This is a genomic window from Luteolibacter pohnpeiensis, from assembly GCF_016595435.1.
GTDB lineage: Bacteria > Verrucomicrobiota > Verrucomicrobiia > Verrucomicrobiales > Akkermansiaceae > Luteolibacter > Luteolibacter pohnpeiensis.
The window spans coordinates 1-26,194 of sequence record NZ_JAENIJ010000034.1; the positions used below are offsets into that span (position 1 = coordinate 1).

At 54.5% G+C, this 26,194-nt stretch carries 23 protein-coding genes; 12 read left to right on the plus strand and 11 right to left on the minus strand.

All coding sequences use genetic code 11. The annotated features are described in order from the left end of the window. Positions 1-149: 149 nt before the first annotated feature. The 4 genes from JIN85_RS16670 to JIN85_RS16685 all read right to left on the minus strand — a co-directional run bounded on the left by JIN85_RS16670 (position 150) and on the right by JIN85_RS16685 (position 3,178). Complete coding sequence (locus tag JIN85_RS16670) at positions 150-1,952, minus strand: sulfite reductase subunit alpha (protein WP_234047486.1); 1,803 nt, start codon at positions 1,950-1,952, stop codon at positions 150-152. Positions 1,953-2,016: 64 nt separating this feature from the next. After that, positions 2,017-2,334, minus strand: coding sequence for a Dabb family protein (locus tag JIN85_RS16675; protein WP_200272896.1), 318 nt, complete (start codon positions 2,332-2,334; stop codon positions 2,017-2,019). A gap of 9 nt (positions 2,335-2,343) precedes the next feature. Further along, positions 2,344-2,715 carry an NADH-quinone oxidoreductase subunit A gene (locus JIN85_RS16680; protein ID WP_200272898.1) on the minus strand — a complete coding sequence of 124 codons (372 nt, stop codon included), beginning with the start codon at positions 2,713-2,715 and terminating at the stop codon, positions 2,344-2,346. Positions 2,716-2,854: 139 nt separating this feature from the next. Next, a complete protein-coding gene (locus JIN85_RS16685; protein ID WP_200272900.1) occupies positions 2,855-3,178 on the minus strand; it encodes a hypothetical protein in 324 nt (107 codons plus the stop codon). 210 nt (positions 3,179-3,388) lie between these two features. On the opposite strand from JIN85_RS16685, the gene JIN85_RS16690 reads away from it, so the two are divergent. Together JIN85_RS16690 and hisF are read left to right on the plus strand one after the other, a co-directional pair. Then, positions 3,389-3,658, plus strand: coding sequence for a type B 50S ribosomal protein L31 (locus JIN85_RS16690; protein WP_200272902.1), 270 nt, complete (start codon positions 3,389-3,391; stop codon positions 3,656-3,658). A gap of 94 nt (positions 3,659-3,752) precedes the next feature. Beyond that, complete coding sequence (gene hisF / locus JIN85_RS16695; protein WP_200272904.1) at positions 3,753-4,541, plus strand: imidazole glycerol phosphate synthase subunit HisF; 789 nt, start codon at positions 3,753-3,755, stop codon at positions 4,539-4,541. Positions 4,542-4,880: 339 nt separating this feature from the next. Here hisF and JIN85_RS16700 read toward each other — a convergent pair whose 3' ends face one another. The 3 genes from JIN85_RS16700 to rpsU form a co-directional block, all read right to left on the minus strand. After that, entirely contained in the window at positions 4,881-7,889 is a 3,009-nt protein-coding gene (locus JIN85_RS16700; protein ID WP_200272906.1) for a UvrD-helicase domain-containing protein, read from the minus strand. Then, a complete protein-coding gene (locus JIN85_RS16705; RefSeq protein WP_200272908.1) occupies positions 7,886-10,654 on the minus strand; it encodes a PD-(D/E)XK nuclease family protein in 2,769 nt (922 codons plus the stop codon). The genes JIN85_RS16700 and JIN85_RS16705 overlap by 4 nt, the downstream gene beginning before the upstream one ends. A 146-nt stretch (positions 10,655-10,800) precedes the next feature. Continuing rightward, positions 10,801-11,028 carry a 30S ribosomal protein S21 gene (gene rpsU / locus JIN85_RS16710; RefSeq protein WP_200272910.1) on the minus strand — a complete coding sequence of 76 codons (228 nt, stop codon included), beginning with the start codon at positions 11,026-11,028 and terminating at the stop codon, positions 10,801-10,803. Positions 11,029-11,248: 220 nt separating this feature from the next. On the opposite strand from rpsU, the gene JIN85_RS16715 reads away from it, so the two are divergent. The 4 genes from JIN85_RS16715 to JIN85_RS16730 all read left to right on the plus strand — a co-directional run bounded on the left by JIN85_RS16715 (position 11,249) and on the right by JIN85_RS16730 (position 16,076). Next, positions 11,249-12,376, plus strand: coding sequence for an acyl-CoA desaturase (locus tag JIN85_RS16715; RefSeq protein WP_425494634.1), 1,128 nt, complete (start codon positions 11,249-11,251; stop codon positions 12,374-12,376). A gap of 206 nt (positions 12,377-12,582) precedes the next feature. Beyond that, positions 12,583-13,692 (plus strand): LptF/LptG family permease, encoded by a 1,110-nt coding sequence (locus tag JIN85_RS16720; RefSeq protein WP_200272914.1) that lies wholly within the window; start codon positions 12,583-12,585, stop codon positions 13,690-13,692. A 14-nt stretch (positions 13,693-13,706) separates the two neighbouring features. Beyond that, positions 13,707-15,581: a SulP family inorganic anion transporter gene (locus tag JIN85_RS16725; protein ID WP_200272916.1), complete on the plus strand. Its 1,875-nt coding sequence runs from the start codon at positions 13,707-13,709 to the stop codon at positions 15,579-15,581. Between the two features lie 9 nt (positions 15,582-15,590). Then, a complete protein-coding gene (locus tag JIN85_RS16730; protein ID WP_200272918.1) occupies positions 15,591-16,076 on the plus strand; it encodes a hypothetical protein in 486 nt (161 codons plus the stop codon). Between the two features lie 18 nt (positions 16,077-16,094). Here JIN85_RS16730 and JIN85_RS16735 read toward each other — a convergent pair whose 3' ends face one another. After that, positions 16,095-16,754 (minus strand): hypothetical protein, encoded by a 660-nt coding sequence (locus tag JIN85_RS16735; RefSeq protein ID WP_200272920.1) that lies wholly within the window; start codon positions 16,752-16,754, stop codon positions 16,095-16,097. Between the two features lie 199 nt (positions 16,755-16,953). On the opposite strand from JIN85_RS16735, the gene JIN85_RS16740 reads away from it, so the two are divergent. The 3 genes from JIN85_RS16740 (at position 16,954) to JIN85_RS16750 (ending at position 18,951) form a co-directional block, all read left to right on the plus strand. Beyond that, a complete protein-coding gene (locus JIN85_RS16740) occupies positions 16,954-17,379 on the plus strand; it encodes a septal ring lytic transglycosylase RlpA family protein (RefSeq protein ID WP_200272922.1) in 426 nt (141 codons plus the stop codon). 214 nt (positions 17,380-17,593) lie between these two features. Further along, positions 17,594-18,379, plus strand: coding sequence for a helix-turn-helix domain-containing protein (locus tag JIN85_RS16745; RefSeq protein WP_200272924.1), 786 nt, complete (start codon positions 17,594-17,596; stop codon positions 18,377-18,379). Between the two features lie 152 nt (positions 18,380-18,531). After that, positions 18,532-18,951, plus strand: a complete 420-nt coding sequence (locus JIN85_RS16750; RefSeq protein WP_200272926.1) for a DoxX family protein — start codon at positions 18,532-18,534, stop codon at positions 18,949-18,951. A 39-nt stretch (positions 18,952-18,990) separates the two neighbouring features. On the opposite strand, the gene JIN85_RS16755 is transcribed toward JIN85_RS16750, so the two are convergent. Together JIN85_RS16755 and JIN85_RS16760 are read right to left on the minus strand one after the other, a co-directional pair. Continuing rightward, positions 18,991-20,109 carry an alkene reductase gene (locus tag JIN85_RS16755; protein WP_200272928.1) on the minus strand — a complete coding sequence of 373 codons (1,119 nt, stop codon included), beginning with the start codon at positions 20,107-20,109 and terminating at the stop codon, positions 18,991-18,993. A gap of 124 nt (positions 20,110-20,233) precedes the next feature. Further along, positions 20,234-21,634, minus strand: coding sequence for an MFS transporter (locus tag JIN85_RS16760; protein ID WP_200272930.1), 1,401 nt, complete (start codon positions 21,632-21,634; stop codon positions 20,234-20,236). A 238-nt stretch (positions 21,635-21,872) separates the two neighbouring features. Between JIN85_RS16760 and JIN85_RS16765 the strand changes: the two genes are divergently transcribed. Next, the gene (locus tag JIN85_RS16765; protein ID WP_200272932.1) at positions 21,873-22,823 is read left to right on the plus strand and encodes an aldo/keto reductase; all 951 of its coding nucleotides are present in this window, start codon (positions 21,873-21,875) and stop codon (positions 22,821-22,823) included. Between the two features lie 86 nt (positions 22,824-22,909). On the opposite strand, the gene JIN85_RS16770 is transcribed toward JIN85_RS16765, so the two are convergent. Beyond that, a complete protein-coding gene (locus JIN85_RS16770) occupies positions 22,910-23,848 on the minus strand; it encodes a thioredoxin family protein (RefSeq protein ID WP_200272934.1) in 939 nt (312 codons plus the stop codon). A 202-nt stretch (positions 23,849-24,050) separates the two neighbouring features. Here JIN85_RS16770 and JIN85_RS16775 point away from each other — a divergent pair, with 202 nt between their 5' ends. Next, positions 24,051-25,442, plus strand: coding sequence for a sensor histidine kinase (locus JIN85_RS16775; protein ID WP_200272936.1), 1,392 nt, complete (start codon positions 24,051-24,053; stop codon positions 25,440-25,442). Further along, complete coding sequence (locus tag JIN85_RS16780) at positions 25,439-26,188, plus strand: LytR/AlgR family response regulator transcription factor (RefSeq protein WP_200272938.1); 750 nt, start codon at positions 25,439-25,441, stop codon at positions 26,186-26,188. Before JIN85_RS16775 ends, JIN85_RS16780 begins: the two co-directional genes overlap by 4 nt. The last annotated feature ends 6 nt before the right edge of the window (positions 26,189-26,194 follow it).

Below are 26,194 nucleotides of genomic sequence, written 5' to 3' on the forward strand. Positions count from 1 at the left end.
TCACTCCAAACGCTTCTCGATCAACCGCGAACCGTGAGCTCCGTATGCTCACTTCCCAATCTCAATCGGAAATGAGTTCTGGCAATCGGTCTAAAAAAAAGCCGGCCTCTTAACGAGTCCGGCTTTTTTATCAGATGAATCAGCCAATCTCAGTAGACGTCGCGCAGGTAGCGTTTGTCTTTCTTGAGCTGGGAGATGAAAGCAGCAGCTTCCTCGCTGGTGAGTCCACCGTGTTGTTCTGCGATTTGGTTGAGCGCTTGATCGACATCTTTCGCCATCCGCGAGGCATCGCCGCAAACGTAGAAAGCTGCACCCTGTTGGAGCCAATTCCAAAGCTCAGCACCATTGGAGATCATGAGATTCTGGACGTAGACCTTTTCTTTTTGGTCGCGCGACCAGGCAAGATCGAGCTTTTGCAAAAATCCATCTGTAACGAACTGTTGAAGTTCGTCCTGATAGAGAAAGTCTGTGGATTGGTGAGGGTTGCCGAAGAATAGCCAATTTTTGCCAGCGGCGCCGGTTGCTTTCCGGTCTTCCAAGAAAGCGCGGAACGGGGCAATGCCGGTTCCTGGGCCGACCATGATTACGTCCGTGGCACCGTCGGATGGTAGGCGGAAGGCCTTGTTGACGTGAACGAAAACGCCAGGTTTGACGCCATCCGAAAGGCGGTCCGAGAGGTAAGTTGAGCAGATCCCGCCTCGCACGCGACCGTGGCTTTTGTATCGGACAATGCCAACGCAGAGGTGAACTTCACCTGGATGCGCACGTGGGCTTGAAGCGATCGAATACAGCCGTGGCTGAAGTTTTTTGAGCACCGAAACGAAATCTTCAGAATCCGAGAAATCCGCCGGATAATTGATCACGAGATCCACCAGATCCCGTCCCCAGGCAAATTCCTTAAAGGCGTCTTTGTCATCGGCTTCGATCAGCGAGCGGAGGAAAGGTGAGCCGCTTCGAGCTTGCCACTTTTGAATCAGCGATTTGTTGATCGTGCCGATGTCGTAGTGATAGATCAGAGCATCACGCAGAGAAATGTCCTCGCCCTTTGGATCTGGGACTGTTCCTGCTTTGAATGGCAGGGCTGCGATGATTTCGTCCACCACTTCAGGCGGGTTGGCTGGAATAACGCCAAGAGCATCTCCGACTTCGTATTCCAGTCCCGAACCTTCCAGGGAAAGGGCAACGTGATGAGTCTCTTTATCGCCGCCTTGATTCAGATTGAAATTGGTAAGGACAGGAGCAGGGAAGGGATTCTTCTTTGAGTAGCCTTCATCTTCACCACTTGCATCCACGAGACCGATCGGAGCCACGGTATCGACGGTGGGTGACAGCTTGGCGAGGACTCCCTTTGACCATTCAGCGTAGGGTTCATCCACCTCCACATCGCAATCCACACGCGGGAAAATCCGGGTGGCACCAAGGGCTTCGAGACGAGTGTCGAATTCGATGCCGCATTTGCAGAAGTCAGGGTAGCTGCTATCGCCTAAGGCCAGAACCGAGAACGAAACACCGGCCAACGAAGGCGCGGCGTCTGACATGAGCCAAGCGTGAAAGTCCGTGGCGCTGTCTGGCGGTTCACCGTCACCATAGGTAGAAGTGATCAGTAGAAGATTGCTTTCCTTGGTCAGCTTCTCCTTGTCGTAGGTGGCTATGTCCTGGAGTTCCGGCTCAAAATTTCCCTTTTTGAGGGTTTTCAGAAGCTTTTTCGCCAAGCCTTCGCTGGTCCCTGTTTGGGATGCGAAAAGAATGGTGACGGAGACAGCTGGACCAGACACGACTGTCGGCTCGCCAGCCGGAGTCGCGAGCATTTTTGCCAAGAATTCGCCTAGCCACGCCCGTTGTTCGGGGCTGAAAGGCGCGTCGTTCGGGATCTGAATCGGGGAAACCATCGTAGCATTGGAGGCGGTCATCGCCGGGCTGCGGAAAATGAAGGTTATGAGGAAACGATTCAAGCCCGGATCGTGCCAAAATCGTTGGATTCGGCTTTAAGCCCCTGAGAGTTGAGTGGGATTTACCTCAAGAGTATTTAAGCGGCTTGGTTGGATCCAATTCGTAGCTCTCAGATGCTTGGGTTGCAACATGGGGACGTATGAATTTTTGATGGAGTTTGAGGTAGTAAGGATCGTCGAGCACAATGCTGAGTTTTTCGAGCGACTCGACCTCAATGGAATAGAAAAATGACCAATCTGAGGAAGGGGAGACATTCCGACCGGAGCGCACATTCAGGACTTCCGGGATTTTCAGAAGTAAGCTGCGGCTGTTCCGGACCAGGGACTCGAGTGTTTCAGGAGTGGTGTTCAGCTTAAGTTCGCAGAGAACGATGTGGTGGATCATCGTGGTGATTCAAGACTTCCAGCTGAGTGCTCCTTTTTTGAGCGCGTAAAGATATGCAACTGCCAGAATTCCGGCAAATCCTGCCATGCTCGCCAAAGCAGTCGCTCCATACGGCAGTAGATCGCGGAACTGAATGGCCCATGGATACATGAAAACGACCTCAATGTCGAAAATCACGAACAGCATCGCCACCAGATAAAATTTCACCGAAAACCGGGGGGTGCCAGCGCCGACGGGAACCATGCCGCATTCGTAGGCACTATCTTTGGTCGCGTTTCGTTTCCCCTTTCTGCCAAATAGAATGCTCGAAGTCAGAGTGACGGTGGCGAATCCCATGACGATCAGGATCTGAAATAGGACTGGAAGGTAGTCTTCAGGCATGGCGGTAAGAGGAACAAGCTAGTTTTAGGCGAAAGCGTGGTAATTGGATAGGAAAAATGAGGCTACTGGACGGCAGGGCATTAAAAAACCCGCACCATCGGAATGGTGCGGGTCCTTTGCAAAATTGAGTTTGTTTTGCTCAGGCCTCCTCTTGGGCGGCCGCTTCCTGGGCGGCAGCATAGGCGCTGGATGCTTCATGTACGCGGGCAGTTCCCTTGTACTCCTTGCCGATTTTTTCGACCAAACCGCGGGTCACTAGATTTTGAAGCTTCTCGTAGGCGCGCAAACGCAGCATTTCTTCGCCTCCACTGACCGCATTGCGGAGTTTGAGGTTGTCAAATACGCGCTCGAACAAATCGTTGAAGCCGAACACCTTTTTCTCTGTAAGAACGTTTACAAGCTCATCGGTGACGTGGTCAGGTAGACGACGAGAGAATCTGGTGCGTTTCGTGGTGGTTGCCATAACGAGGTGATATTACCACCCCTTTTCCACAAAAGCGACTCAAAAAACAGATCCTTACTCGTAGGTCGCCCGGCGAGGATGTAAATCTCAACTTTGAGGAAATTTCGATCCAATCTTGCTGAGATGCACATGCCAGCTTGACAGATGTGGGTTTTTGCCCACTGTTCCGCACCCCGCCGCGTCGGAAACGTGGCACAGCCCCGCAATTCCATGAAAAAGGATCTTCACCCCAACTACAATCCGGTTGTCTTCGTTGACATGACCACCGGTACCCGATTCATCTCCCGCTCCACCAAGACTTCCGACAAGAAGGAAGTGATTGATGGTGTGGAATATAGCGTGATCTCTATCGGTATTACCTCCGATTCCCATCCTTTCTTCACCGGTCAGAAGCAATTCGTCGACACCGAAGGCCGCATCGACAAATTCCAAAAGCGCTTCGGCGCCGTGCGCCGCGTCGGGAAGCCGAAACTCAGCTAATTTCGATCGCTTTCTTTTCTCAAGCGCCCGTCCGTTTTTCAAGCGGCCGGGCGTTTTGCTTGGCGAGAACCCGCTACCACGCTTTGTTACCCCCGTGCTCGCGAAACGAATCATTCCCTGTCTTGATGTTACCGATGGCCGGGTGGTCAAAGGTGTGAATTTTGTGGATCTGATTGATGCCGGGGATCCGGTGGAATGCGCCCTCGCCTACAATGCGCAGCAGGCTGACGAGCTGGTGTTCCTGGACATCACCGCTTCTTCAGATAATCGGGGGACGATGGTAGATGTCGTTCGCCGTACTGCAGAGCATTGTTTCATCCCACTCACGGTGGGCGGCGGCATCCGGACCGTGGAAAATATGCGGGAAATGCTTTTGGCGGGTGCCGATAAAGTGGCCATCAATACCTCCGCAGTAAATCATCCGGATCTTGTCGATGCCGGGGCGAAAGCTTTTGGTAGTCAATGTGTCGTGGTGGCAATTGATGCGAAGCGCGAGGGTCCTGGGAAATGGGGCGTCTATACGCATGGCGGTCGCACCCCAGTCGGATTGGATGCAGTGGAATGGGCGCGGGAAATCTGGCGCCGCGGTGCCGGTGAGATTCTGCTTACCAGCATGGACGCGGACGGCACCCAGGCCGGTTATGATTTAGGGCTTACGGCCGCCGTATCATCTGCGGTTGGAATCCCTGTGATCGCCAGTGGTGGAGCCGGGAACTTAGATCACATGGTCGACGTGCTCGATGCCGGTAAGGCGGATGCCGTTTTGGCTGCAAGTATCTTCCATTTCGGCAAACACACGGTTGGCGAGGCGAAAGAGCATTTCGCAGCTCGTGGCATCCCCGTCAGGCCCATCACCCGAACTTTTCGGGCCACTCCAGAGTAATTGGGCATCTTGATGGCAGGTTTTGGCCACTTCAAGGTGGTAGGTGAAAAGCCTAGGTCTTTGATTTTGTAGGGCCTGCTGTGCCTTGGACACATTCGTCTCAGCGCATTGTATCAGATTCTGGTATGCTCTGAGGCGGGGTGAGAGCGGCACGGGTTGTGAACTGAGAAATTACCTGATGCGGGTTAGTGGAACCGCAGAGCAGTTGGAGTGATTTGATGACAGACCGACGAAAAATGAAAGTGAGGTTTTAATGATGTTGGAATCATAAAAATCATCAATGCGCAGGGGTTTTAACAGGCCAGGCGACCCTCTGCCTAGGAAAATTGTCACATAGCACTATAATCCACTCATGATGCTATCGCCTAAATGGACCGATACTAAGATGCTGCGGATTTGCGCTTGGGGAAATGCCTTGGCCATTGCCGAGCGATATTGCGTCATTTGCTCTGAATGACGGGCTTCAAGAGCTTTTAGATCGCTTACTTTATCAGTCTTGAAATCAATGATTTCGACGAGTGCCACACTGCCATCTGCATGGTAATGAAGGTGGAGGCGATCCATCACCCCACTCATCCAGCCGGATTCGAAAATGGCTTCGATGGGCTGTTCACTGAAACGCTCGACACTTTTTTCCCTACGACTGAGCAGAGTTTTTATAGAGTCATTCTGAAGTAGTTTTGCGATGGCGACCCCAGCTGCGGTATCGGGGAAAGTGGGTTTTTCTTCGTCAATCCAGCCCACACGCTCCATCAGTGAGTGAACTTCTTGGCCAAATCTCAGACCGCTGAAATTGCCGATGGAATCCGGCGCGGCACTTGGGCTGATTCTTTCACGCCGGGGAACAGCAGGCCCCAGCGATACTTGATCGTGAGTAGGTACTTTTACGGGGATTTCTGAGATGGATTGGACCCAGTCCGCTCGGCCGGACTCCCATGTGTGGTCATCTTTTCCTTCAAAGCCGATGGATCTGGCCAACCAATTTGCCAAGGAGGGTTTGTCAGCATTCGCGCTTTTCGCTGGTAACTCCAAGAGGACGTAAAGTCCGCGTTTTGCCCGCGTCAGAGCCACATATTGCAGACAGAATGCCTCGTATTGTTGATCAATTGCCCATTTTTCCTCTGCCTTGCGCAAATCCGGGAGGAGTTGCCTTGCCCATTTGGCCGGTGCTTGAGTCAACCAGCCATCGCCCTCTGCGACTTTGAACGATTGGGTGAGGGGAATGGAATCATTCGGAACATCGGGCAGCAGAACCACGTCGAAACCGAGGCCTTTCGATTTATGAATAGTCATCACCTGAACGGCGGCGATGCCGGGATTCTGGGAGACCTCCAATCGTTCGATCCAATCCGCCGCTTCGCCCGGCGTCGTTCCGCCTTGAGCATCAAAAATCGATAGCGCTGAAATCACATCGCCCGCGCGGCGTTTGCCGAAGTCCGACCAATCGTTCCAGACGGGTTCCACGATTTTTTCCATCATCGCGGCAAACCCGTGATTGGCGGAGATGGCTAAAAGCTCCTCCCAAGTGCGCTGCCAAACTGGGCCGAATTGTTCGGTGAGAACGGTTCCCAAAGGGGACATCGCGATGATTTCGCTGGCCATCCCGTCGGCAGGGTCTGCGAGCCACCGGAGTAAATTCGCCAGCGTGATGCCCACCGGATTGTCCTTCGAAGGTTCGCGTCTGCCTTCTTCAATCACATCAAAACCTGCATTCCGGAGTTCGTCGGCGATCTCCCGGACTTTCTGATTGCTGCGAACAAGAACGCCGCAACTCAGGGCCCGTTTGCCAATTCCCAGGTCTTCCAGAATCTCGATCATCCGCGAAATCCTGGCATCCTCGTCTGCGCAAAACTCGACTCGGGAGTGGCCACGGTTTTTCTCGGAAACCAATGGAGGCGCGGAGATGTGATCCTCCCAATGCCATTTTTCCGCAGCTTGGCCGAAGAGCGATTCCATCGTCTTCCAACCCCCACAAACCTGGTTCACCAATGCCAGAACCTCGGGGCAGGATCGCCAGGATTCAGTCATCGATGTGGGCTTGAGCTTGCCGGAATATCGATGCATCACATGGTCGAACAGGCCGACTTCTCCACCGCGCCAGCCGTAGATGGCCTGCTTGCGGTCACCTACGATGAACAACGTTGTTTCATCACCACTGACGGATTCATCAATCAGCGGCTCCAGCCCGGTCCAGTCTGCCGAACTGGTGTCCTGGAACTCATCTAGCAGCCAGTGGTCGTGCCGGGCATCCAGGCGGAAATCGATCGCTTCCCGGCGCAGGCGTGCTTCCTCGCTTTTCGCCCACTCACCCATGAGAATTTTAACGTCATCGAATCCTAACAACCCCCGTTTCCGAAGACGCTTTTCTGTTAGCTCGTCCACTTTTGCAACGGTCTCGTGCAAAGCACGGGTGCGAACCAGCGCGGCGGCCATTTCACAATTTGCTGCCAGCATCACCATTTCACGCAGCGCATCCCCGGCCATCCCGCTGATGAGAAACTCCTTGTTAGATTTTACCCACAAGGAGCCAGAGCCGTTGGCCATCGCTTCGAAAACATTCTGCAACAACGTGGGTCCCTTGCCGAGAATGCCGCTATTGATTGTGTGCGAGACCAAGACCTCGACCATCTTCTCCATCGCATTCCGTTGCGTTTTATAGGTGTAGTCGAGATGGTCCAGGCTGCGGAGAATGGTTGCTGCAAGCCTGTGCTTCTGTTGTTCCCACTCGTCCATGGCGGCGGCTGCCAGGGACTCCGGCCCCCACTCGAGATCGGCGGAGGTTCGGTAGCGTGTTTGCCAATCATCGACGAAATCACGTAGGTTTCTGAGAACGCCGACTCCTTCCTTGCCGATGGTTGCGCGGCGGAATCCGTGCAGAAATTCATCAGCTTCCCCGGCTTCCACCGGTTCTGCCAGAATCTCGGTGAGCAGTTCATCTTTCACCGCGTCTGCGCGTGGACCTTCCAGCAATTCAAATTTTCCGCCGGTGAGCCCCAGTTCATACTGGAAACCTCGTACTACCCGGGAGAAGAAACTGTCCATGGTTCCCAGTGTGAGCCTTGGCAGGGATTGGACGACTTGTTCCAGGGCTTTGCTGAAATCAGGATCCGGCAGGCCAAGTTCGGCTGACAGTCTGGCGGCAATTTTAGGATCCTCAGCAGCAGCTGCCAGCTTGAGCAGCACCGAGTCTGCAAATTCACCTGCGGCCTTGCGGGTAAAGGTGAGCGCGACGATTTTTTCCGGTTCAGCGCCACGAACCACCAAATCGATGATCCGGTTTCCCAATTGATAGGTTTTTCCGGAGCCGGCTGAGGCCAGGATCAGTAAATGGGATTCGAAATGACTCATGGCTTCTCCTCCGTTGTTGAACTTTTGCGCCATTCAGCGAGCGGAGCAATCATCTCTTCGAGCGGCTTGCCTGCCGATAAAATACTATAATCATCGTAGTCGACCTTCTCTGCGGCGGGCAGGAAGTTGGAATTGCGGATTTGTTCCGCCACCCAGCCGGCGCAATTGAGCGCGGCGTCCAGGTCCGCTGCTTCGAATGATTCCCACTCGTGAAGCCCCACGTCCGCTTCCGTGCCTCCCAGAGTGAAATAGCACGGAGTGGGAATGCCCTCGCCTGACTGGACTAATCCAGCTGCATACAATGGGAGCTGTAAATTGGTCCAGAAATAGCGGGCCGGTTTGCCGCGATCCATGCTTTCGATGAAGGCAGCTGAGTCGTCGCCAAAATGTACGGGAACTTTCGTAGATGCGGTGATTTTGGATCGATGCGATCGGTCTACCGACGAAACCCTGCCGGTTTTGTAGTCGATCACACGCAATCGCCCGGTGCTTTCGTGGCGGTCAATCCGGTCAATCTTTGCGCTAATCGGCATGCCGTCGATCTGCAGGTTCAGTGGGCGTTCAACGTCGATGATTTTCCAACCTTGCGCCCTCTGTTCGGCTTGGACCTGTGCCATCCAGGCAAGTCTTTGGCGCATGGCTTCGGTTTGAATTCTTACGGCCAACGGGATTTTTTTTCCAAACCATTCGGCGAGCACTCGATCCAGTTCGGCGGACAACCAGGCCTCGATTTCCGCCGCGTCCATGGAATCTCTTGCTTCCAAATCGCGTCCCCAGCGTTCCACGACATCGTGGGCGACGGTGCCGAAATCGCGCTGATGCCATTCCGTTCGATTCGGCTCCGGCCGTTGCATGCCCAGGACATGTTTGAGGTAAAACCGAAACGGACAACGTAGAAAATCGGAAATCGCGGTGACTCTCAGCCGTGTTGGCGGCGTGGCAATCCGAGGTGCCCATTGCCAGTCAGCCTGCCAGCGCAAGCCGGCTTCCGGCGGTTCGATTTCGCGGAAAAGGTGTCTCACGCGGCGTGGTAGATCGGTGGGGGGGGCTGCTAGCAAAAGCCGTGACGGCAGCAAGGTCTCTCCGCCGGAGCCGACTTTGCCGCAAATCAGATCCACTTTTCCGGTTTTCCGGCGCATCTGGATCATCGCAGTCAGCAGAAAGGCATCGCGCGCGGCGAAGTCCGCCTGGCCGGTTAGACCGATCCGTTTGCGAATAGTTTCGCTCAGCCAAGGTTCGCCGCCACTGTTGGCAGGAACCTTGCCTTCATTCAGACCACAGAGAATCAAATGTTGGCCGGGCTCATGGAACAGCTCCAGCCAACCTTGAACGTCAATGACCCGCCCATCTGGAGGTTGCGGAGTCGGGGTGGGTTGCTCGGAGATCATCAGATCGATCCAATAACCGGCATTGCGATCCAGTTGCTCAATGAATGGGCTCGCTGACGCCAGCCAGTCGATCATCGTAGCTGCCTGCTCGGCGGTGGCTGGCCCGCAGCGGCTCAAGATTTCCAGAAGTTTGCGCAAATTGGGAGCGATCGCTTTGCCCAAAAAGTCTGTGCGATAGCCCTCAAGTTTCCTTGCCGCCTGAAATACCTCATCGGCCAATTCCTTTTCTGCGTCTGACCGGAAGTGGTGATTTGCCAGTCGAAGAGCCAGCTCGTCGATGCGTTGCACCATCCAGCGATCGCGGAGTTTGGCCAATTGTTCCGCTTTTTGTGCGCGGCGGCCACCGACCAGAATGCCGGTTTCTGGCAAGGAGAGTAAATCTGCCATGACGGAAAGCGCCGGCTTTTCAATCCATTTGGTCCACACCTTCAGCCACCGTTCCAGCCCTGAGGCGATCGCCTGCTTTGCCGGATGAAAGGCGGTCCATCCGGCGCGGGTGAACGCGCGTTCCAGTTCTTCGCCTGGTTCGGTATCGGCTGAGCCCAAAGCAATCTGGTCGGATGGGAGGGCAAGTTTCGCGGCAGCCCGCACGGCTTCCTGGGCTTGCTGGCTGGGATCGGCGGCAAGGGTGACGGTCCCGGTCGCACTTTCCGGCCATGGGAAAGCCCGACCGCTCCAGCTTTGCAGCGGGATTCCCAAGTCGGAAAAATGCTCTGTATCCTCGGCGGGCGCACCGATGAGGGCGGTAACTCGAATTTCTGTGGATCGTAGAGCTGTCGCCAGAATCGGAGGGATGCTGGAAATTCCAGCTAAAATGATTCTGCTGACGTTTGGAAGCGCCAGGCCACTGGCAAGAACGCGGCTACGGCTCTGGAGACTCCATGAATTCAATTTCGCCTCTACCAAGTTCTCGAGGCGGGTTAGAGCATCCCAGCGTTCCTCTTCTACCGTGTCACGGAGACGATAGGCGGCCGTTTGAATGGTCAATCCGTTGTCTTGGAGCGATTTACGGAGTTTGGTGAATTCCGATGCGAGGCTGCCACCCCAATGTTTGCCTTCGCCTGGTGGTTCCGGGAAAAGGCCTGAGTATTCGGTCCAATCTTGAATTTGCTCCAGAGTTTCTGTCCAGGCAAGACGCTCAAGCCAAGGCGGGGCGATACTCAAGTCGTTGATTTGGAGTAGGGAGCCGGGAGTGGTGACTTGTGGCGAAAGAATCGCCCCTGAAAGTTCTGCCAGAGTTTCGCGCAGCCGCCTGCCACTTTGCGCGGTGGGCACCAGCACCAAGGCGCCGGGCAGCTCTGCCTGCTGCTGGATCAGCCAATTTGCTGCCGGGAAAAGAAAAGGTTCATCCCAGCCTAAAAATACGCGTTCGACCATTCGTGCTGAGCTTTCCTCGTCTGGGCAACAAAGGAAAGGAGAAGATGGAGAGGGTGGGATTTCGGTCGATGCGGAAATCGGGGCACAAAAAAACGGATGCTGCGATTAGCATCCGTTGATTTATCCCGACTGCGGAACCTTGAAAATCAATCCACAGACTCGGTTTTTTCGCCTGCAGGTGCGTTGGAGTAGCGCCAGCGGACTTTGTTCCGCTTGGAAGCTGAGCGGAGCTTGCGTTGCTTGCGCTCGGTAGGAGTTTCGAATGCGCGACGGCGGCGCATTTCTTCGAGGATACCCTCGGTATCGAGTTTGGTTTTGAGGCGTTTCAGAGCACGATCGACGGGCTCGCCTTTTTTAACAATCACTCCACGCATATATCAGTAGGTTGGTTGGTTTGGTTCCGCAGGATGGTCGGGGGCGCGGTTGATGCACCATTTGCAGGTGGATGTCAAGAAAGAACCCGCCCGTGATTTTGGTAAAAAGGCGGGCTTGCGCATCAAGAGGCGGCATCGTAGATAGGGACACTTTTGCGGCCCGTGCGAGTTTCGCCAAATTTCGGGCACCAACCCTGCGCGAGTCGCCCTACAAATCAATATCATGTATCGCATCCCATTTTCCCGGGTAAACTGGATCACCAGCAGCTTCCTTATCGGAACCGCTCTGATCGCCCTCATCGGCGTGCCAATTTACATCATCAAGCAAGGCTTCGACTGGTTCCAGTTCGCCATGTTTTTCGTCTTTTTGTGTGCCACGATGATGAGCATCACCGTGGGTTACCATCGACTGTTTTCGCATATCGCGTTCAAAGCGAAGATGCCGGTCCGTCTATTCACCCTTATTTTCGGCGCCTGGGCGTTTGAAAATTCCTGCCTCGACTGGGCATCGGATCACCGCCGCCACCACAAGCATGTCGATCACGACGACGATCCTTACGATATTTCCAAAGGCTTCTTCTGGGCACACATCGGCTGGTTGCTTTTCAAGCTTAACCCGGTGCCTCCAATGGACAACGTGAATGACCTGCGCAAAGACAAGCTGGTCATGTGGCAGCATCGCTGGGTGCACCTCATCGGACTGAGCGGCCTGATCATTCCTGCGATCATGTCATTCTGCTGGAATTCCTACATGGGCAAAGACGCATGGCAGGGTGCCCTTGGTGGCTTTTTGATTGCCGGAGTCCTGCGCGTCGTCGTCGCCCAACATTGTACCTTCTTCATCAATTCGCTTTGCCACACGGTGGGCCGCCAACCTTACTCCACCAAGCACAGTGCTCGTGACAGTGCGATCATGGCATTCCTGACCTTCGGCGAAGGTTATCACAATTATCACCACGAGTTCCAACACGACTACCGCAACGGGGTGAAGCCATGGCAGTGGGATCCTAGCAAGTGGACGATCTGGACGTTGTCCAAGTTTGGTTTGGCAGATAGTCTGCGCCGTGTGCCGGATGGTAAAATCCTGCTCGCTGAAATGCGTGAAGCCCGCCGCCGTGCCCAGCTGCGCTTGGAAGAAATTCACAGCTCCGGTCCATCGGTTTGCCAACTTGCCAGCGCTTCCGTTCACGAGGTGATCGAGAAACTCTCCAGCAACTACCACGAGCTGGAAAAAGCCGTCGCAGACCGCGTCCAGCTTTCCCGTGAGAAGATGAATGATTGGCAAACTGAAACCCGCCAACTCATCCGTGAATTGGGCCGGATCCGTCCGGTATCGACCACTCCTTGAGGATTGATTCTGTAGCCGTTCTGACTCGAACGGTGAACTCCACATTCCTCTGATTTCACGAGGGCGCTGATTTTGGCACATGGCCGAATCGGCGCCCTTTTTGTTGGTTTTGCAGGAAGCGACTTGCGGGAGCGGGCAGGTATGGCAAAACGACCCCGCAACCTTCTGGACAGAGGCCGCCGCCTGCGACAAAGTCCACCAACTTCATGCGCATTTCCGATCGGTACATCGGCAAACAGGTCCTCCTCGGAACCTTGTATGCCATCGTGATTCTGAGTCTGGTGCTCGTTCTCGGGAATATTTTCCAGAAAATCCGCGAGCTGCTGGTGGATCAAGTGGCGCCGCTTGGCTTGATTGTCCGCTTCATCCTAAGCGTGTTGCCGACTTCATTGATTTACACGATCCCGTGGGGATTTCTTTCAGCGGTGCTGCTGGTTTTTGGTCGGCTTTCTTCCGATCGGGAAATCGTCGGCTTCCGGGTAGCGGGCATGAGCTTGTTCCGACTGGCAGTGCCGGTATTTGTGATTGGCGGAATGCTTTCGCTGGCCAGCCTCTGGTTGAACATCAATGTCGTTCCAGCGGGGAAATCCTCCGTGCGTGAACTGGTGGAGCGCGAGCTTTACGAACAGGCGATTCGCGACCCGAAGTCCCTGCTCAAGCCGGGCGTGGTGAAAATCTTCAAGGATAACGATGATAAGCGGCAAATCCTGATTCAGAGTAAATCGAAGGACGGCGTGAACGGCTTCAACCTCTATCAGTTTGACTCCCAGACTGGCGCGCGGACCAATTACATTTACGCCCGATACGCGGCGATTGCCATTAACAAGGACAAGGGGCAGATGCGCCTGAAGCTGCAGGACACCTACTTTGAAGATGTTGGCGATGAAGGGCAGTTCGAGAACGCGCTGGCCGAGAATGCCGAGCCTTTGATGATCGATGTCGACAAGCCCAGAATCCGCAAGGATCGGACTTCGGCGATGACCAATCAGCAGATTTCCCAGTTCCTAAGTGATAATCCGGACTTGAAGCGCAAGAAGGTGATCGAGGCGCGGGCGGAGATCACCAAGCGCTATTCCTTTTCCATGGCTTGCCTGGCGTTTGCCTTCATTGCGGTGCCATTGGGAATCAACAGCCGCCGGAAGGACACTTCCTCCGGCATGATCATGAGTATCCTGTTAGGCGCTGGATATTTCCTATTTTCCGTTTTGGCATCTGAAGCGAAGTCTAGCATGTCCTCCACCGTCATCTTGTGGGCACCGAATGTGATTTGTGTGCTTCTTGGTTTGTTTCTTTTCCGCCGCGCCAGATTCCGATAAAAGAATCGGAACTGATGAAGTCATTCCCGCTCGTTCGAAAAGCGACCCGCAACCTGCGTGATTTTTTTTCAGCGGGGCACCTCAAGTTCGGCCTCTTCCAACAAACTCTCTCCACCTACCAAGGGGGGGATGCCTGGGCGGATGCGCGGGCGGCGGTGAGTGTCACCATGCTGGCAATTGCACAAGGCCTTGCGTTTGCGGCAATCGCGGGTTTGCCGGTCGTTTATGGCGTTTTGTGTGCCGCTGTTGCTCCGTTGGTCGCGCCATTTTTTTCTGGATCGCGGCACACGATTCTTGGTCCGACCAATGCCACGGCGTTCATGCTTTTTAGCTTTTTTTCGGTCAACCCGGCGTTGGCAGGCCGTTGGAATGAACTGATGCCACTGCTGGTATTCATGGTCGGGCTGTTTGCGACTCTCGGTGCGTTGTTCCGAGTCGCGGACTTGCTGCAATACATTTCGCGGAGCGTGCTCGTTGGCTACATCACCGGGGCAGCGGCATTGATTGTGGTAAACCAGCTTCGGTCATTTCTAGGAGTGGCGGCCTATATGGAGGGCGGTGATACTTCGACGTTTTTCGGCATGGTGCTCGTGCTGGTAAAAGCATTGCGGCACACCGATCCGGTTTCGGTCGCGATTGGTGGATCGACCCTTGCGGTTTACGTCGGCTTTCGAAAATGGCGTCCACAATGGCCTGCCTTTGCGCTGACACTCTTCCTCTCGTCCCTGACTTTCGGTTGGCTGATCCACTCAAAAATCGGGCCATTCGCCGGAGCTTCGACCTTCTCCACCTTTGCCCTCAGCGATTTGATGCCGGGGATGCCGCAGATTTTCCGTGAAGGCATCTTTCAGGACATTTCCGCGCTGCTTGGGGTTGGGTTTGCGATCGCCTTTCTGGCTTCGCTGGAAAATACCCTGATGGCGAAAAGCCTGGCATCGATGACCGGGGACAATGTCGATGTGAACCAGGACATGCTCGCCGTGGGAATTGCGAATCTTGCCAGCGCGATGACTGGTGGCATGCCTGCGTCCGGCTCGCTCACTCGTTCCATGTTGAACCACGACGCGGGAGCGAAAACCCGCTTTGCGTCGTTCTTTGCAGGCATTTACACGCTCATTTTTGCAGTTGTCATCGCCATGTCGGTGGACTGGGGCATGCCCTTGGTCGATCATGTGCCGAAGGCGGCTCTCGCAGCTCTCGTCATCGCGCTCTCGGTGGGGATGTTCAATGTGCGCAACATCCGGATTTGTCTGCGCTCCACGAGGGACGACGCCTGGGTTTTGGTGGCAACTTTTTTTGCGACATTGATCGCGCCGCTGCATGTGGCGATTTTTATCGGCGTCGCCGTTTCCATCACCCTGTTTTTGCGTAAGGCGAGCCGCCCTTCATTAATCGAGTACGAGTTCAGTGATGAAGGCCAACTGCGGGAGATTGGCGAAAAAAACAAGCGGCCCATACCGGCGATTTCGATCGTTCACGTCGAAGGCGACCTGTTTTTCGGCGCAGCAGAATTGTTTCGAACTCAAATTCAGCGAACGGTCTCTGATCCAGCGATCAAGGTGATCATTTTGCGGATGAAAAACGCCCATCATCTCGACGCGACGAGTGTCATGGCGTTGGAGGATTTGATTAAATTTCTTCGTAGCAAAAACTTGCATCTGTTGATCTCCGGCGCGACTCGTGAAGTCTACTGGGTTTTAAAGAAATCGGGTGTGTTGGAAACTCTCCAGCAGGGATGCAATCGCAAGGAAGGTGAGACAAATCTCTTTCTAAATTGGCCCAGCAACCCAAACCTCTCAACCCGTGACGCTCTCAAACGTGCACAGCAATTGCTGGGCACTGACGAAGCGGAAATCCGGATATTTTACGATGCAAACAAGAAAGACTGAGCCGAGGCCATGAAACGTGGGATTTATTTTATCATGGTCGTGGCGGTGATTGTGGGATTCATGGCGTGGTGGTTTTCACCGGTGCAGGTGTTGAAACGACGGACGTCAGGGCTGTTCGATACCCTGACCTTGGAACGCGATAGCGCCCCGGCATACCGGCATCTCAAGGAGCTGGCGATCGGCTCCAAATTGGCGGATTACGTTACGCTGGAAGCCCCCTCGATCGGAGATGTGAATGGACGCTTCGAACGTTCGCAGCTGGAGAGCGGCTTTTCTTTTCTCAGTTCGAATGCGATCGAAAGCGCCTTTGAAGACGAGAAATTCGTCTCAGTGACCTCGGACGGTGAGACCGGCACGGTAGTGGTTGAGCTGACCGGTCTGGTGGCGCTGAAGGAGTATCGGCCGGTGGATGGGCGATTCCATGTCGAGCTGAACTGGAAGAAGTCCGACGATGGCTGGCGACTGGAGAAGGCTTCTTGGAAAGAAATTCCCTAAACCAGTCCAATGCCTCAATCACTCGCCGAGAAAGATGAATTCCTCGGCGATCCGATTGAGTGATAATCGGGCTGTTGGCAAAATTTCCGATAAGGTTCCCAGCAGCTGCCGTGGGGTGTTTCCCGGGGCTTGGGGATTGTCCGCAGCACCGCGATATGCTTGGCGTGCGAAGGATTCGTAAAATGCCAAATCCGGCGCAGCCGTACGCTCGCAACGCCGCTTCAGAAATCCCGGATAAAGCCCTGTGAGGATCAAAAACTGGTTCCCCGCCGCGACTTGCAGGTGGAATCTCATGCGCCCATGGGAAGAGGAAATGATGGCGATGAAGTCCGCCGCATGGGTGTAACCACGTGCTACATCCTGTAGAAAATCCCCGGAGCTGCTTGCAACACGCCGTGCCATCACTCCGGCGACGTAATCCGCGAGGTCAGAATCGGTGAGACCAGCCTGCAGAAATCCATGCCGCACAAGGACATAAAAGTAGAAGGCCGGAGAAACCTGGATCACAGCGGGTGAATCGAGGACGCCTCTCAAGACCTCTTTAAGATCGAGCAATTCGCGCAGCGCGTCCGGATCTTCCCAAAGTTTCGCCAGATGGGAGCGCTTGTCGCCGACTGCCAGAATGGAGGTGAGGAAATCGAAATCCGCACGCGTAAAGCGGTCCCTGCTCGATGGCATCCAGTTACCCAGCATGAGGTGTAAAAATAGCAAGGTGCGGACCGATTTATGAAAAAATTATCTAAGATATCTAAAATAGATCCGTATTATCCCTTAACATTAGTAGTATTTCTGCGGAAACATAAATGACTGTTTCGGGTTGCGCGACGGTCCGATGTCGCGTATCGGGGCTGGCCCCTCAGGGGAATCCACTATGAACATGACCCGGAACCTCAAGTCCGTGGCCCTGGCTATAGCCGGTGTCCTTCTTTTGCCAAGTTGTGCTGCGAATGGGAATGGTACGACTACCGCCCCAGTCGTGCGGACTGAGCCGACGGTGAAGTCGGTCCAAACCGGGAAAGCTTCCTGGTATTCGATCCGCACCAACCACGGCACCAAAACCGCAAGCGGACAACGCTTGGACGAGCAGGCGGCAACCGCAGCTCACAAGACATTGCCGATGGGAACCAAAGTTCGCGTCACCAACATGTCGAATGGGAAGTCCGAGATCGTCACCATCAACGATCGTGGACCATTTGTTCAAGGTCGTGTCATTGACGTCACCGTCGGTGTTGCCGGCCGTCTTGGATTCGTGAAAAAGGGCGTGGTTCCTGTGAAAGTGGAAGTCCTTAAAACAGTGCAGTAACGGCGGCTCGTTTTGGTGCTCTGTTGGCAGCAGACTCGAAAATGGACGTGGAGATTTGCCAATTCCTGTTTTTGGACTCAATTTTCCCCGACTATTCGCTGCCTGAGCTGTGCCAAACGATAAAGTCCCATTTTTTTCGATTCATGACTACTTCGAATCTCCCAGTGGATTCGAAGGAATCTACATCAGCCGATTCGAAGACAATATCCGGCGCATGACCAATCGTGTCGGACTTCACCGGCATGGGTACTTTGAGGTGTTCTGGCTTGAGGGGAAAGGCTTCCACCTCAACGATTTCCACTCCTACCCAATCGATGGCACCACGCTGATTTTTGTGACACCCGGCCAGGTGCATGCCTGGAGCGAATACGATCAGCTCACCGGAGTGATGATGGCGTTCACTCAGGAATTTTTCGATGGCCGCTGCGGGCCACCCAGTGAGTTGCTGCAATTTCCATTTTGGTTTCCCGAAGATGGAATTCCGATGCTGAAGGTTTCGCCCGAATCAAAGAGTGCTCTCGAAGGATTGATCCGGGAAATGGAATCGGAATATGGGCATCAGCAGGACCATTTCGAAAGTGTCCTTCGTTGGCTGCTGCGGACGCTTTTCGTCCGTGCCGGGAGGATTCATCAAGGGCGCCCTACTTCCCACGCGAATGGCCGAGTTTCTCCGGTCGTCAGGGATTTTCACCTGTTGCTGGAAACTCGATTCAAGGCGCTTCAGAAAGTTAGCGATTATGCCAAACAACTCGGACTGTCTTCCGACCGGTTGAGCGAATTGACCAAATCCCACACCGGAAGTTCTGCCGGTGAATTGATCCGTGGCCGATTGCTTTTGGAGTCCCAGCGGCTGCTGGCTCACACTCACTTGACCATGTCCGAGATCGCGTATGAGCTGAATTTTCAGGATCCTTCCTATTTTAGCCGGTTTTTCCGCAAGCAAACCGGCCAGTCGCCCGGGGATTTCCGCAGTTCGGTGACCGCCACTTTCTCTGACTGACAGATCCCTCGGTGAAAACACCGGGTTTGCCGGGAATCGTCCCCAATCTGAGGCTTTCCGATGGGAGAAATTGAGTGATTCTTGGTCTTCGCATTCATCGGATCCTTGTGTGGAGGCCGATGTGCTTTTCTGCGAAATCGAATACGAGCATCATGAAAAACATCTCCGACTTTTCCTTGGCTTACGCTTTGGCCCGCTTGGGTCTTGGCATCAACATTGCGCTTCACGGACTGACCCGATTGCCGAAGTTGAATGCATTTGCGGCAGGGCTGCAGAAGGAATTTGCCAGCAGTATTCTGCCATCTGCTTTGGTTGGTTTGTCCGCTTATGGCATCGCCATTGCGGAGGCAATCATCGGCGTGTTGCTGATCCTTGGATTATTTCTCCGGCCAACATTGGTCGCGGGATCCTTGTTGATGAGCTTGTTGCTGTTCGGGACCTGCTTGATTCAAAACTGGAGCGGAGCGAGCATCCAGCTGGTGTATCTGGCATTCTACAGCGGCATGATCGCTGCCATCAAATTCGATGCATTATCGCTCGACCGCCTGCGCCGAAAGGGCAGCGAAAACTGACCCGTTACAGCCAGGCGGCCTTTGCCATGAAATGCCTTGTTAGGAATTCTCCGTTGCCCGGTGGACTGGATAATCCACATAGCCTTCCTTGCCGCCGCCATAGAAACGGGTCGGATCCAGTTCGGCTAACCGCCAGCCATTTTCCAACCGGGCTGGGAGGTCGGGATTGGAGATGAACGGTCTGCCAAAGGCAACGAGGTCGGCGAGGTTTTCCCGCAGGACCCAATCTGCTTTTTCCAGATCATATTTTCCGGCGACGATGATCGTGCGTGAAAATGCCTTGCGTGCTTCGACCCGGAACTCGAGCGGCACATCCGGTGCTGCGTCCCAATCGACTTCCGCAAAGTGGATGTAGCCAAGTCCGAGCGAGTCGAGCTTGCGAAGGGCAAGCAGTGCGGTTTCCGGAGTAGTTGGATCATCCATGCCGCGCGATTGATTGTGTGGCGAAAGGCGCAATCCGATGCAGCCAGCCGGGAAAATGTTGATGATTTTCTCGACGATCTCGATCAGGAAACGAGCGCGGTTTTCCGGAGATCCGCCATAGGAATCGGTCCGCTGGTTGGAGCTAGTGCGCAGGAATTCATCAATCAGGTAGCCATTCGCACCGTGAAGCTCGACTCCGTCGAATCCCGCCTCTTTGGCATTTTTCACAGCCCGGACATAGTCTTCCTGGATTGAATGAATTTCATCCAGAGTCAGTTCGCGCGGCGGGGTGCAGGGAGTTGATTTGCCGCCGTTGCCGTCCTCATTGGCGATCCAGATCGTGGTGTCATCTGGAACCGGGATGGCGGAAGGAGCAACCGGTTGGCCGCCATTCTGAAAGTGGGCGTGGGACATGCGGCCGACGTGCCACAGTTGCAGAAAAATCCTGCCACCTTTTTCATGCACTGAGCGGGTTACTTTTTTCCACCCCTCAACTTGTTCCTGACTGTGAATGCCGGGCGTAAACGAATAACCCTGGCCTTGAGGTGAAATCTGGGTGGCTTCTGCAATGATGAATCCGGCTGAACTACGTTGACCGTAGTATTCAGCCATCATTTCGTTGGGAATGTTTCCGGGTTGGGATGACCGGCAGCGGGTCATGGGAGCCATGATCACCCGATTCGGGAGATCCATTTTTCCGAGGCGATAGGGGCTGAACAAATTGGCCTGAGACATGGTTGAATTCATCGTAACGTTCTACAGAACGAACATGATGCCTGCAGATGATCGATGCGAATCGAACTTTAGGCATCGATCCGGTTGAAATTGGTGTTTTTCCCGGATGGAAAATCAAACGGGTTCATGCTTTGGCCGCTTTGGTGACATGCTCACCCACTTGCTGTGGGAGCTTGAAGGTATCGTACAGACCAATCAGCGAGGTGATGGCCAGAACGACAAAAGCACCGCGCATCTCAAGCCCTTCATGACCTGCTGTTGCTGGAAGTACAACGGATAGAAGCCGGACGCTGATGGCCCCGAAAGCCGCGCCCAAGCCCATGAACAATTGAAGGAATGTGGAGAATAGGGTATTGGCACCGCTCATTTCATCGGGTGGAACATCGGCGAATGCGATGGTGTTGTAGGCGGTGAATTGAATGGACCGGGTAATGCCACCGAGAAACAGAACGGACACGAGCATCCAGTACGGAGTATTCACCGTAAAAAATGCACACAGCAAAAGGCCCAGGCAATTGGTGAACCCATTCGCGAGCATGACCGTGCGGAATCCGTAGCGACGGAGTAGTGGAGTTGTCGCCGGTTTGATCAAAAGGTTTCCAGCAAACACCGCCATCAGTAGTGTGCCTGAGCGAACCGCCGACATGCCGAAGCCAACCTGAAATAACAGCGGCAGCAAAAACGGAACCGCACCCACAGCCAGGCGGTAGCAAGAGCCACCAAATACGGTTACCCGGAACGTTGGATATTTCAAAGCCGCCAAACTCACCAGCGGATGAGCCGAGTGTCTCAAGTGCCGGATTCCAACCCATAAAAGCCCGGCGCCTAACAAACCTGGTAGCATCGGGGTCAGGCGTAGATCATGAGCATGCCCCAGCCACTCCGCCGAGCCCATCAGGCCGATGAGCGCGAGACCTGTTAGCCAGAAACCACGCCAGTCGAACGGGACGTCCGACGCTTTACGATCAGAGGGAATCAGCCATAGAGCCGCCGCAAATGCCATCAATCCCAGCGGAAGATTCAGATAGAAGATCCATCTCCACGTCCAATGGGAGGTAATGAAACCACCGATGACCGGGCCGATGACGGGAGCAACCAAAGCCGGCCACGTGAGTGTCGCGATGGTCGTGATCAATTGATCTTTGGGGGTCTGGCGCAAAACGACCAATCGCCCCACAGGCACCATCATCGCTCCACCGAACCCTTGGAGAACACGTAGGCCGACGAATGACCAAAGATGATCGGTCATGCCACAGCACCAGGAAGAGAGGGTGAAGATCAGGATCGCTAGAGAGAATATGCGCCTGGCACCCAGTCGCTCTGCCAACCAGCCGCTTAAAGGGATGAAAAAGCCGAGCGCCAGGAGATAAGCACTCACACCGATGCCCAACGCCACCGATTCCACGCCAAATGATTCGGCCATCGATGGGACCGCCGTTGTGATCACCGTTCCATCCAGGTTCTCCATGAAAAACGTCCCTGCGACCAAAAGCGAAATGGCGGTTTGTTTGCTAAGCTGGATCATCTGCAGAGAATTCTTGCCCGGCGCTCAATCAATTCCTCCCGGGGCACCATATTAGTGCATGGGATTCGATGCTGCCACACCGCACCCGGGCACTTCTCCGGCGAAATTGGGCACTGTTCGGTAAAATCACCAGAAGCCGCTGGAAATGTCCCGGAATCACCATTCGCTTGAGTGAAGGAGCCGGTTCATGTTCGCGGTGAACGAATTCATTCTCTTTTTCACGAACTCATCAGCACTTATGCAAACGCGCACTCTCGGCAAATCAAATCTCCATGTCTATCCACTCGCACTTGGCGGCAATGTCTTTGGCTGGACGATCGATCAAAAAGCTTCGTTTCCCGTTCTGGATGCCTTTCTGGATCTTGGATTCAACTTCATCGACACCGCGAATATGTATTCCACTTGGGTTCCCGGGAACCGGGGTGGTGAGTCGGAGACCATCATTGGCGAGTGGTTCAAAACATCAGGGAAGCGTGACAAGGTCGTGCTCGCCACCAAGGTCGGTATGGAAATGGGGGACGGCTCCCAGGGACTGAAGAAATATTACATCATTCAATCCGTCGAGGACTCGCTGCGTCGTCTGCAGACCGATTACATCGATCTTTATCAATCTCACAAAGATGACGAGTCCACTCCGTTAGATGAAACCTTGTCAGCCTATGATCAACTCATCAAGCAAGGCAAAGTCCGGGTAATTGGCGCGTCCAACTATTCCGCTGCGCGTCTGAAGCAGGCGCTCGAAGTGAGTTCATCATCGGGCCTGCCTTCCTATGTGAGTCTTCAACCGGAATACAACCTCTACGATCGGGCGGTTTTCGAAGATGAATTGGAGCATGTCTGCCTGGATCACGGGATCGGAGTGATCGGTTACTATTCCTTGGCGAGTGGATTTCTAACCGGGAAATATCGCTCCCAGGACGATCTTGGCAAGAGTGCCCGTGGCGGCTCGATCGGGCAAAAATACCTCAACGAAAAAGGCTTCCGCATCTTGGCCGCGCTCGACGAGGTTTCCAAGGCGCACGGGGTTTCATTGGCCGCCGTTTCATTGGCTTGGCTGATCCAGCGCCCTGCGGTGACGGCTCCGATTGCCAGCGCGACCAGCGTGGAGCAATTAACCGAGCTGGCGAAAGCAGCGACGCTGCAACTCAGTGCTGACGAAGTGGCGAAGCTGGATCAAGCGAGTGCGTGAGCATTCCCAGTTTCACTCAGCGTCATCAAATCGGATGATATAGAAAAAGCCCGGAAGATCAGATCCTCCGGGCTATTTTTTGCGACTTATTCCGATTCTTTCGTGCGGTCGATTTCCTTTTGCAGGATGTCGATGAATTGCTTGAGCTCCTCGGTGTGGGAACCTTCGGGTGCCTCTTTGATCGCGGTTTCCAGAACCTTGATGGCTTCAGGTTTCCGGTTCGCGTAAGCGAGAGTTCCTGCTTTGTGACCGTAGATTTGCTGGCGCAGATCGCCTTTGATCGAGCTGTCTGCGAGTTTGCCATCGATGTATTTTAGAGTCGCTTCCATGTCGCCTTTTGAGCGGAGCTCGCCGAGGTTCATAAGGAAATCCTGCAATTGTTGCTGCGCTTTTGCCGCTGAAGCAAAACCGGTGACATCCTCTGGATCCGCAGCTTCGATGCTTGCCATCACCTCGGGATAGGCGGCGCTGACGATCGCTGGGGGCAGCTCAAGAAGCTCCAATCCGGCGATCAATTGTTTCGCTTTGGCCAGACCTTGCAGGTCCTCTGCTTTCGCAAATGCCTCGTTCCGCTCCTGTTTGTGTTTTTGAAGCTTGCTGAGATTCGGGAGATAAGCCTCCGGGCCGCCTTCCATATAACCGGTTGAGGCATAGGGTTTGCCGCTCGCATCGCAAAGCAACACCGTCGGATAGCCGGTAATCGGATAGGTTTCTAACAGGTCCTTATTTTGACTTTGCTCCTCGGCGGATTGCTTGGATTTATCATTCGGGTAATCCAGTTCGACCAAAACGTAGTTCTGCGGCGCGGCTTCGGTGAAACCAGGTTGATTGAAAACTTCTTTTCTCAGTTTGATGCACCAGGCGCACCAGTCACTTCCGGTGAAATCGAGCAGCATGTCTTTTTTCTCCTCTGCCGCGCGGGATTTTGCGGTGGCAAAATTGGTTTCCCAGAGGGATTCACCGGCGGATAGGCAGGATGCACTGGCAAACAGGACGATGGCAGTCAGTTGTTGAAGTCGATTCATATGAATGAGTTAGCTTTTTGTATCGATGGTCTGCGGAGCTGCCGCAGATCAAATACCATGGGGCGGCAGTGGTGCTGGGTGGGATGAAGGCGGGCTAGGATGGGATGGGCGAATGCGAATTTTACGTGGCTTGTGTCAGTTTCGTCGCTAAGTCCTGAAGTCATGCAAGCCACTCAGCCGGGCGGATGAGTTAGTAAATCCCATGTCACTCGAATCATCAGACAGTTCTAGAGAAACCTTGCTGAGGCGCGCGGTCATCGTGTCGCTTTTTCTCAGTTGGGCGCTGTTTGGAGCCTGGGTGGTGTGGTGGTTTTTGTTCCGGGAACTGACGAGTCGCGTTATTTTCGTCGATTTGAATCCATTGGAATCCGGCAGCTCGATGGATCACACTGCGTTTCGGGTCGCGCTGCAGCAGGAATTGTTGCCATGGGTTCCTGCGGTTCTATTGGCACCATTTGTGTTGTGGCTGGCCGATCGTTTCCCGTTGTTCGGCAAAAAACGCTACGCTCACTCCATCATTTTGCTTCTGGGTGGAACGAGCTTCGTGGTGTTTTGCTCGTTGTTTCAGGATCGCGCGGCGAGACGGCAACCGATTGTGGCACCCACGCCGGCAATCGAAACCTGGTTTCCGCCGGGATTGGATAAAACGCCGGGCGGCGAGTTTGGCATCCCTTTGACCAAAGCGATTGGCAGAGATCCCCAGGCGGATATTCCGGAAGCATTCGGGCTTCCGCCCGAGGTGGATCCGCGGCGCCTGCCCGGGGTGATTGTCGACCGCGAAGATATGAAAAAGCGGATCGAGCGAAACTGGGCGCAAATCGCCAGTCGATCCGAAGCCGCACTTGCAGGACTTCCCTCGGCGCCGAGTTCGTTCATCGGTTTTCTCGATGGATTTATCTTCGTCGCGCTGGTCGGATTTTCTCACGCGTGGACGTTTTTTCGAACGGCCCGTAAAGAAAATGAACGGTCGGCGTTACTCCTCTTGCGCAATGCTCAGGCAAGGGCGCTCGCGTTGCAGGCGCAGCTCCAGCCGCATTTCCTGTTCAACACCCTGAATGGGATTGCGATGCTGGTGCGTAAAAATCCAGATGCGGCGGAGGAGATGGTGACCTCCTTGAGCGAACTCCTGCGGATTGCTCTGGATGGCGAACGTAAATCGGAGATTCCGTTGCGAGAGGAGCTCCATTTTACCGACCGCTACCTCGGAATCCAACGCATGCGTTTCGGCAGCCGGTTGCGGGTCAAGCGATCCGTTGCTCCTGAAACCTTGGACATTTTGGTGCCAGCCTTGCTGATCCAGCCACTCATCGAAAATGCGATTCATCATGGGATCGAGCCGCGGCTTGAGGGCGGGGAGGTTCGGATTTTGGCCTCGCTGGAAGAGGAGATGCTGATGATCGCCATTGAGGATGATGGAGTTGGATTCGGGAAAAGCGGCGCTGGTTCCGGTTCAGGGATCGGCTTGAAAAGCGTGCGCGAACGACTCAGTGCTTTGCATCCAGGACGGCACGAATTCCGCATTGAAAAACCGTCTGGCGGCGGCGTGCGCATGATGATTAGGTTGCCCGCCAGGCTAGTTGCTCATACCGAATGAATCCGATCCGATGCCTCATCATAGACGACGAATCACTGGCCCGCGAAAGGGTGGCCAGTTTGTTAGAGTCGGAGCCGGACATCCAAGTGGTGGATGAAGCCGGCGACGGAGTGGCGGCCTTGGAAGCGATTGAACGCCATCGGCCAGATCTGCTTTTCCTGGATATCCAGATGCCGCGCTTGAATGGCTTTGAAGTGCTGGAGGCGATCACCTCCGCCCAGATGCCGGCAGTGATTTTCACCACGGCCTACGACAATCATGCGGTGCGTGCCTTTGAGGTGAGCGCGGTGGATTATCTGCTGAAGCCCTTCAGCGGAGCGCGGTTCAAAGATGCGGTGGCGCGTGCCCGTTCGCAGATCAGGAGCGGGCCTGACCCGGGATTGGCACGTCTCATGGCGCACCTGCGTCCGCCGGGAGAGGAGGCGCGGGTTTTGGTGAAAACTGCCGATCGCATTCTTTTTGTGCCGGCTACGGAAATTGATCACGTCGAATCGGCTGGCAATTACCTGGTCCTGCATTGCGGGGCGGATCGGCACATCGTCCGCGAGACGATGGTCTCGATGGCTGAAAAGTTGGCGGATTCGGGTTTCATGCGCATCAGTCGATCGGTGATTCTGAATCTTTCGCGGATTCGCGAACTGCGTGCCACGGGAGCTGGGAATTACCGGGTGATTTTAAAATCCGGCAGCCGCTTGGACATGACGATTCCGCTGCGTGAGCTGCAGGAGCGGATGACTGCGGGCTGATCGGCC

Coding starts and splice junctions, on each gene's coding strand:
- JIN85_RS16690 (WP_200272902.1), top strand. CDS start 3,389: ATGAAAAAGGATCTTCACCCCAACTACAATCCGGTTGTCTTCGTTGAC.
- JIN85_RS16775 (WP_200272936.1), top strand. CDS start 24,051: ATGTCACTCGAATCATCAGACAGTTCTAGAGAAACCTTGCTGAGGCGC.
- JIN85_RS16755 (WP_200272928.1), bottom strand. CDS start 20,109: ATGTCTCAGGCCAATTTGTTCAGCCCCTATCGCCTCGGAAAAATGGAT.
- JIN85_RS16765 (WP_200272932.1), top strand. CDS start 21,873: ATGCAAACGCGCACTCTCGGCAAATCAAATCTCCATGTCTATCCACTC.
- JIN85_RS16720 (WP_200272914.1), top strand. CDS start 12,583: ATGCGCATTTCCGATCGGTACATCGGCAAACAGGTCCTCCTCGGAACC.
- JIN85_RS16730 (WP_200272918.1), top strand. CDS start 15,591: ATGAAACGTGGGATTTATTTTATCATGGTCGTGGCGGTGATTGTGGGA.
- JIN85_RS16700 (WP_200272906.1), bottom strand. CDS start 7,889: ATGAGTCATTTCGAATCCCATTTACTGATCCTGGCCTCAGCCGGCTCC.
- JIN85_RS16735 (WP_200272920.1), bottom strand. CDS start 16,754: ATGCCATCGAGCAGGGACCGCTTTACGCGTGCGGATTTCGATTTCCTC.
- JIN85_RS16750 (WP_200272926.1), top strand. CDS start 18,532: ATGAAAAACATCTCCGACTTTTCCTTGGCTTACGCTTTGGCCCGCTTG.
- JIN85_RS16760 (WP_200272930.1), bottom strand. CDS start 21,634: ATGATCCAGCTTAGCAAACAAACCGCCATTTCGCTTTTGGTCGCAGGG.
- JIN85_RS16780 (WP_200272938.1), top strand. CDS start 25,439: ATGAATCCGATCCGATGCCTCATCATAGACGACGAATCACTGGCCCGC.
- JIN85_RS16705 (WP_200272908.1), bottom strand. CDS start 10,654: ATGGTCGAACGCGTATTTTTAGGCTGGGATGAACCTTTTCTTTTCCCG.
- JIN85_RS16725 (WP_200272916.1), top strand. CDS start 13,707: ATGAAGTCATTCCCGCTCGTTCGAAAAGCGACCCGCAACCTGCGTGAT.
- JIN85_RS16770 (WP_200272934.1), bottom strand. CDS start 23,848: ATGAATCGACTTCAACAACTGACTGCCATCGTCCTGTTTGCCAGTGCA.
- rpsU (WP_200272910.1), bottom strand. CDS start 11,028: ATGCGTGGAGTGATTGTTAAAAAAGGCGAGCCCGTCGATCGTGCTCTG.
- JIN85_RS16680 (WP_200272898.1), bottom strand. CDS start 2,715: ATGCCTGAAGACTACCTTCCAGTCCTATTTCAGATCCTGATCGTCATG.
- JIN85_RS16675 (WP_200272896.1), bottom strand. CDS start 2,334: ATGATCCACCACATCGTTCTCTGCGAACTTAAGCTGAACACCACTCCT.
- JIN85_RS16740 (WP_200272922.1), top strand. CDS start 16,954: ATGACCCGGAACCTCAAGTCCGTGGCCCTGGCTATAGCCGGTGTCCTT.
- JIN85_RS16745 (WP_200272924.1), top strand. CDS start 17,594: ATGACCAATCGTGTCGGACTTCACCGGCATGGGTACTTTGAGGTGTTC.
- JIN85_RS16685 (WP_200272900.1), bottom strand. CDS start 3,178: ATGGCAACCACCACGAAACGCACCAGATTCTCTCGTCGTCTACCTGAC.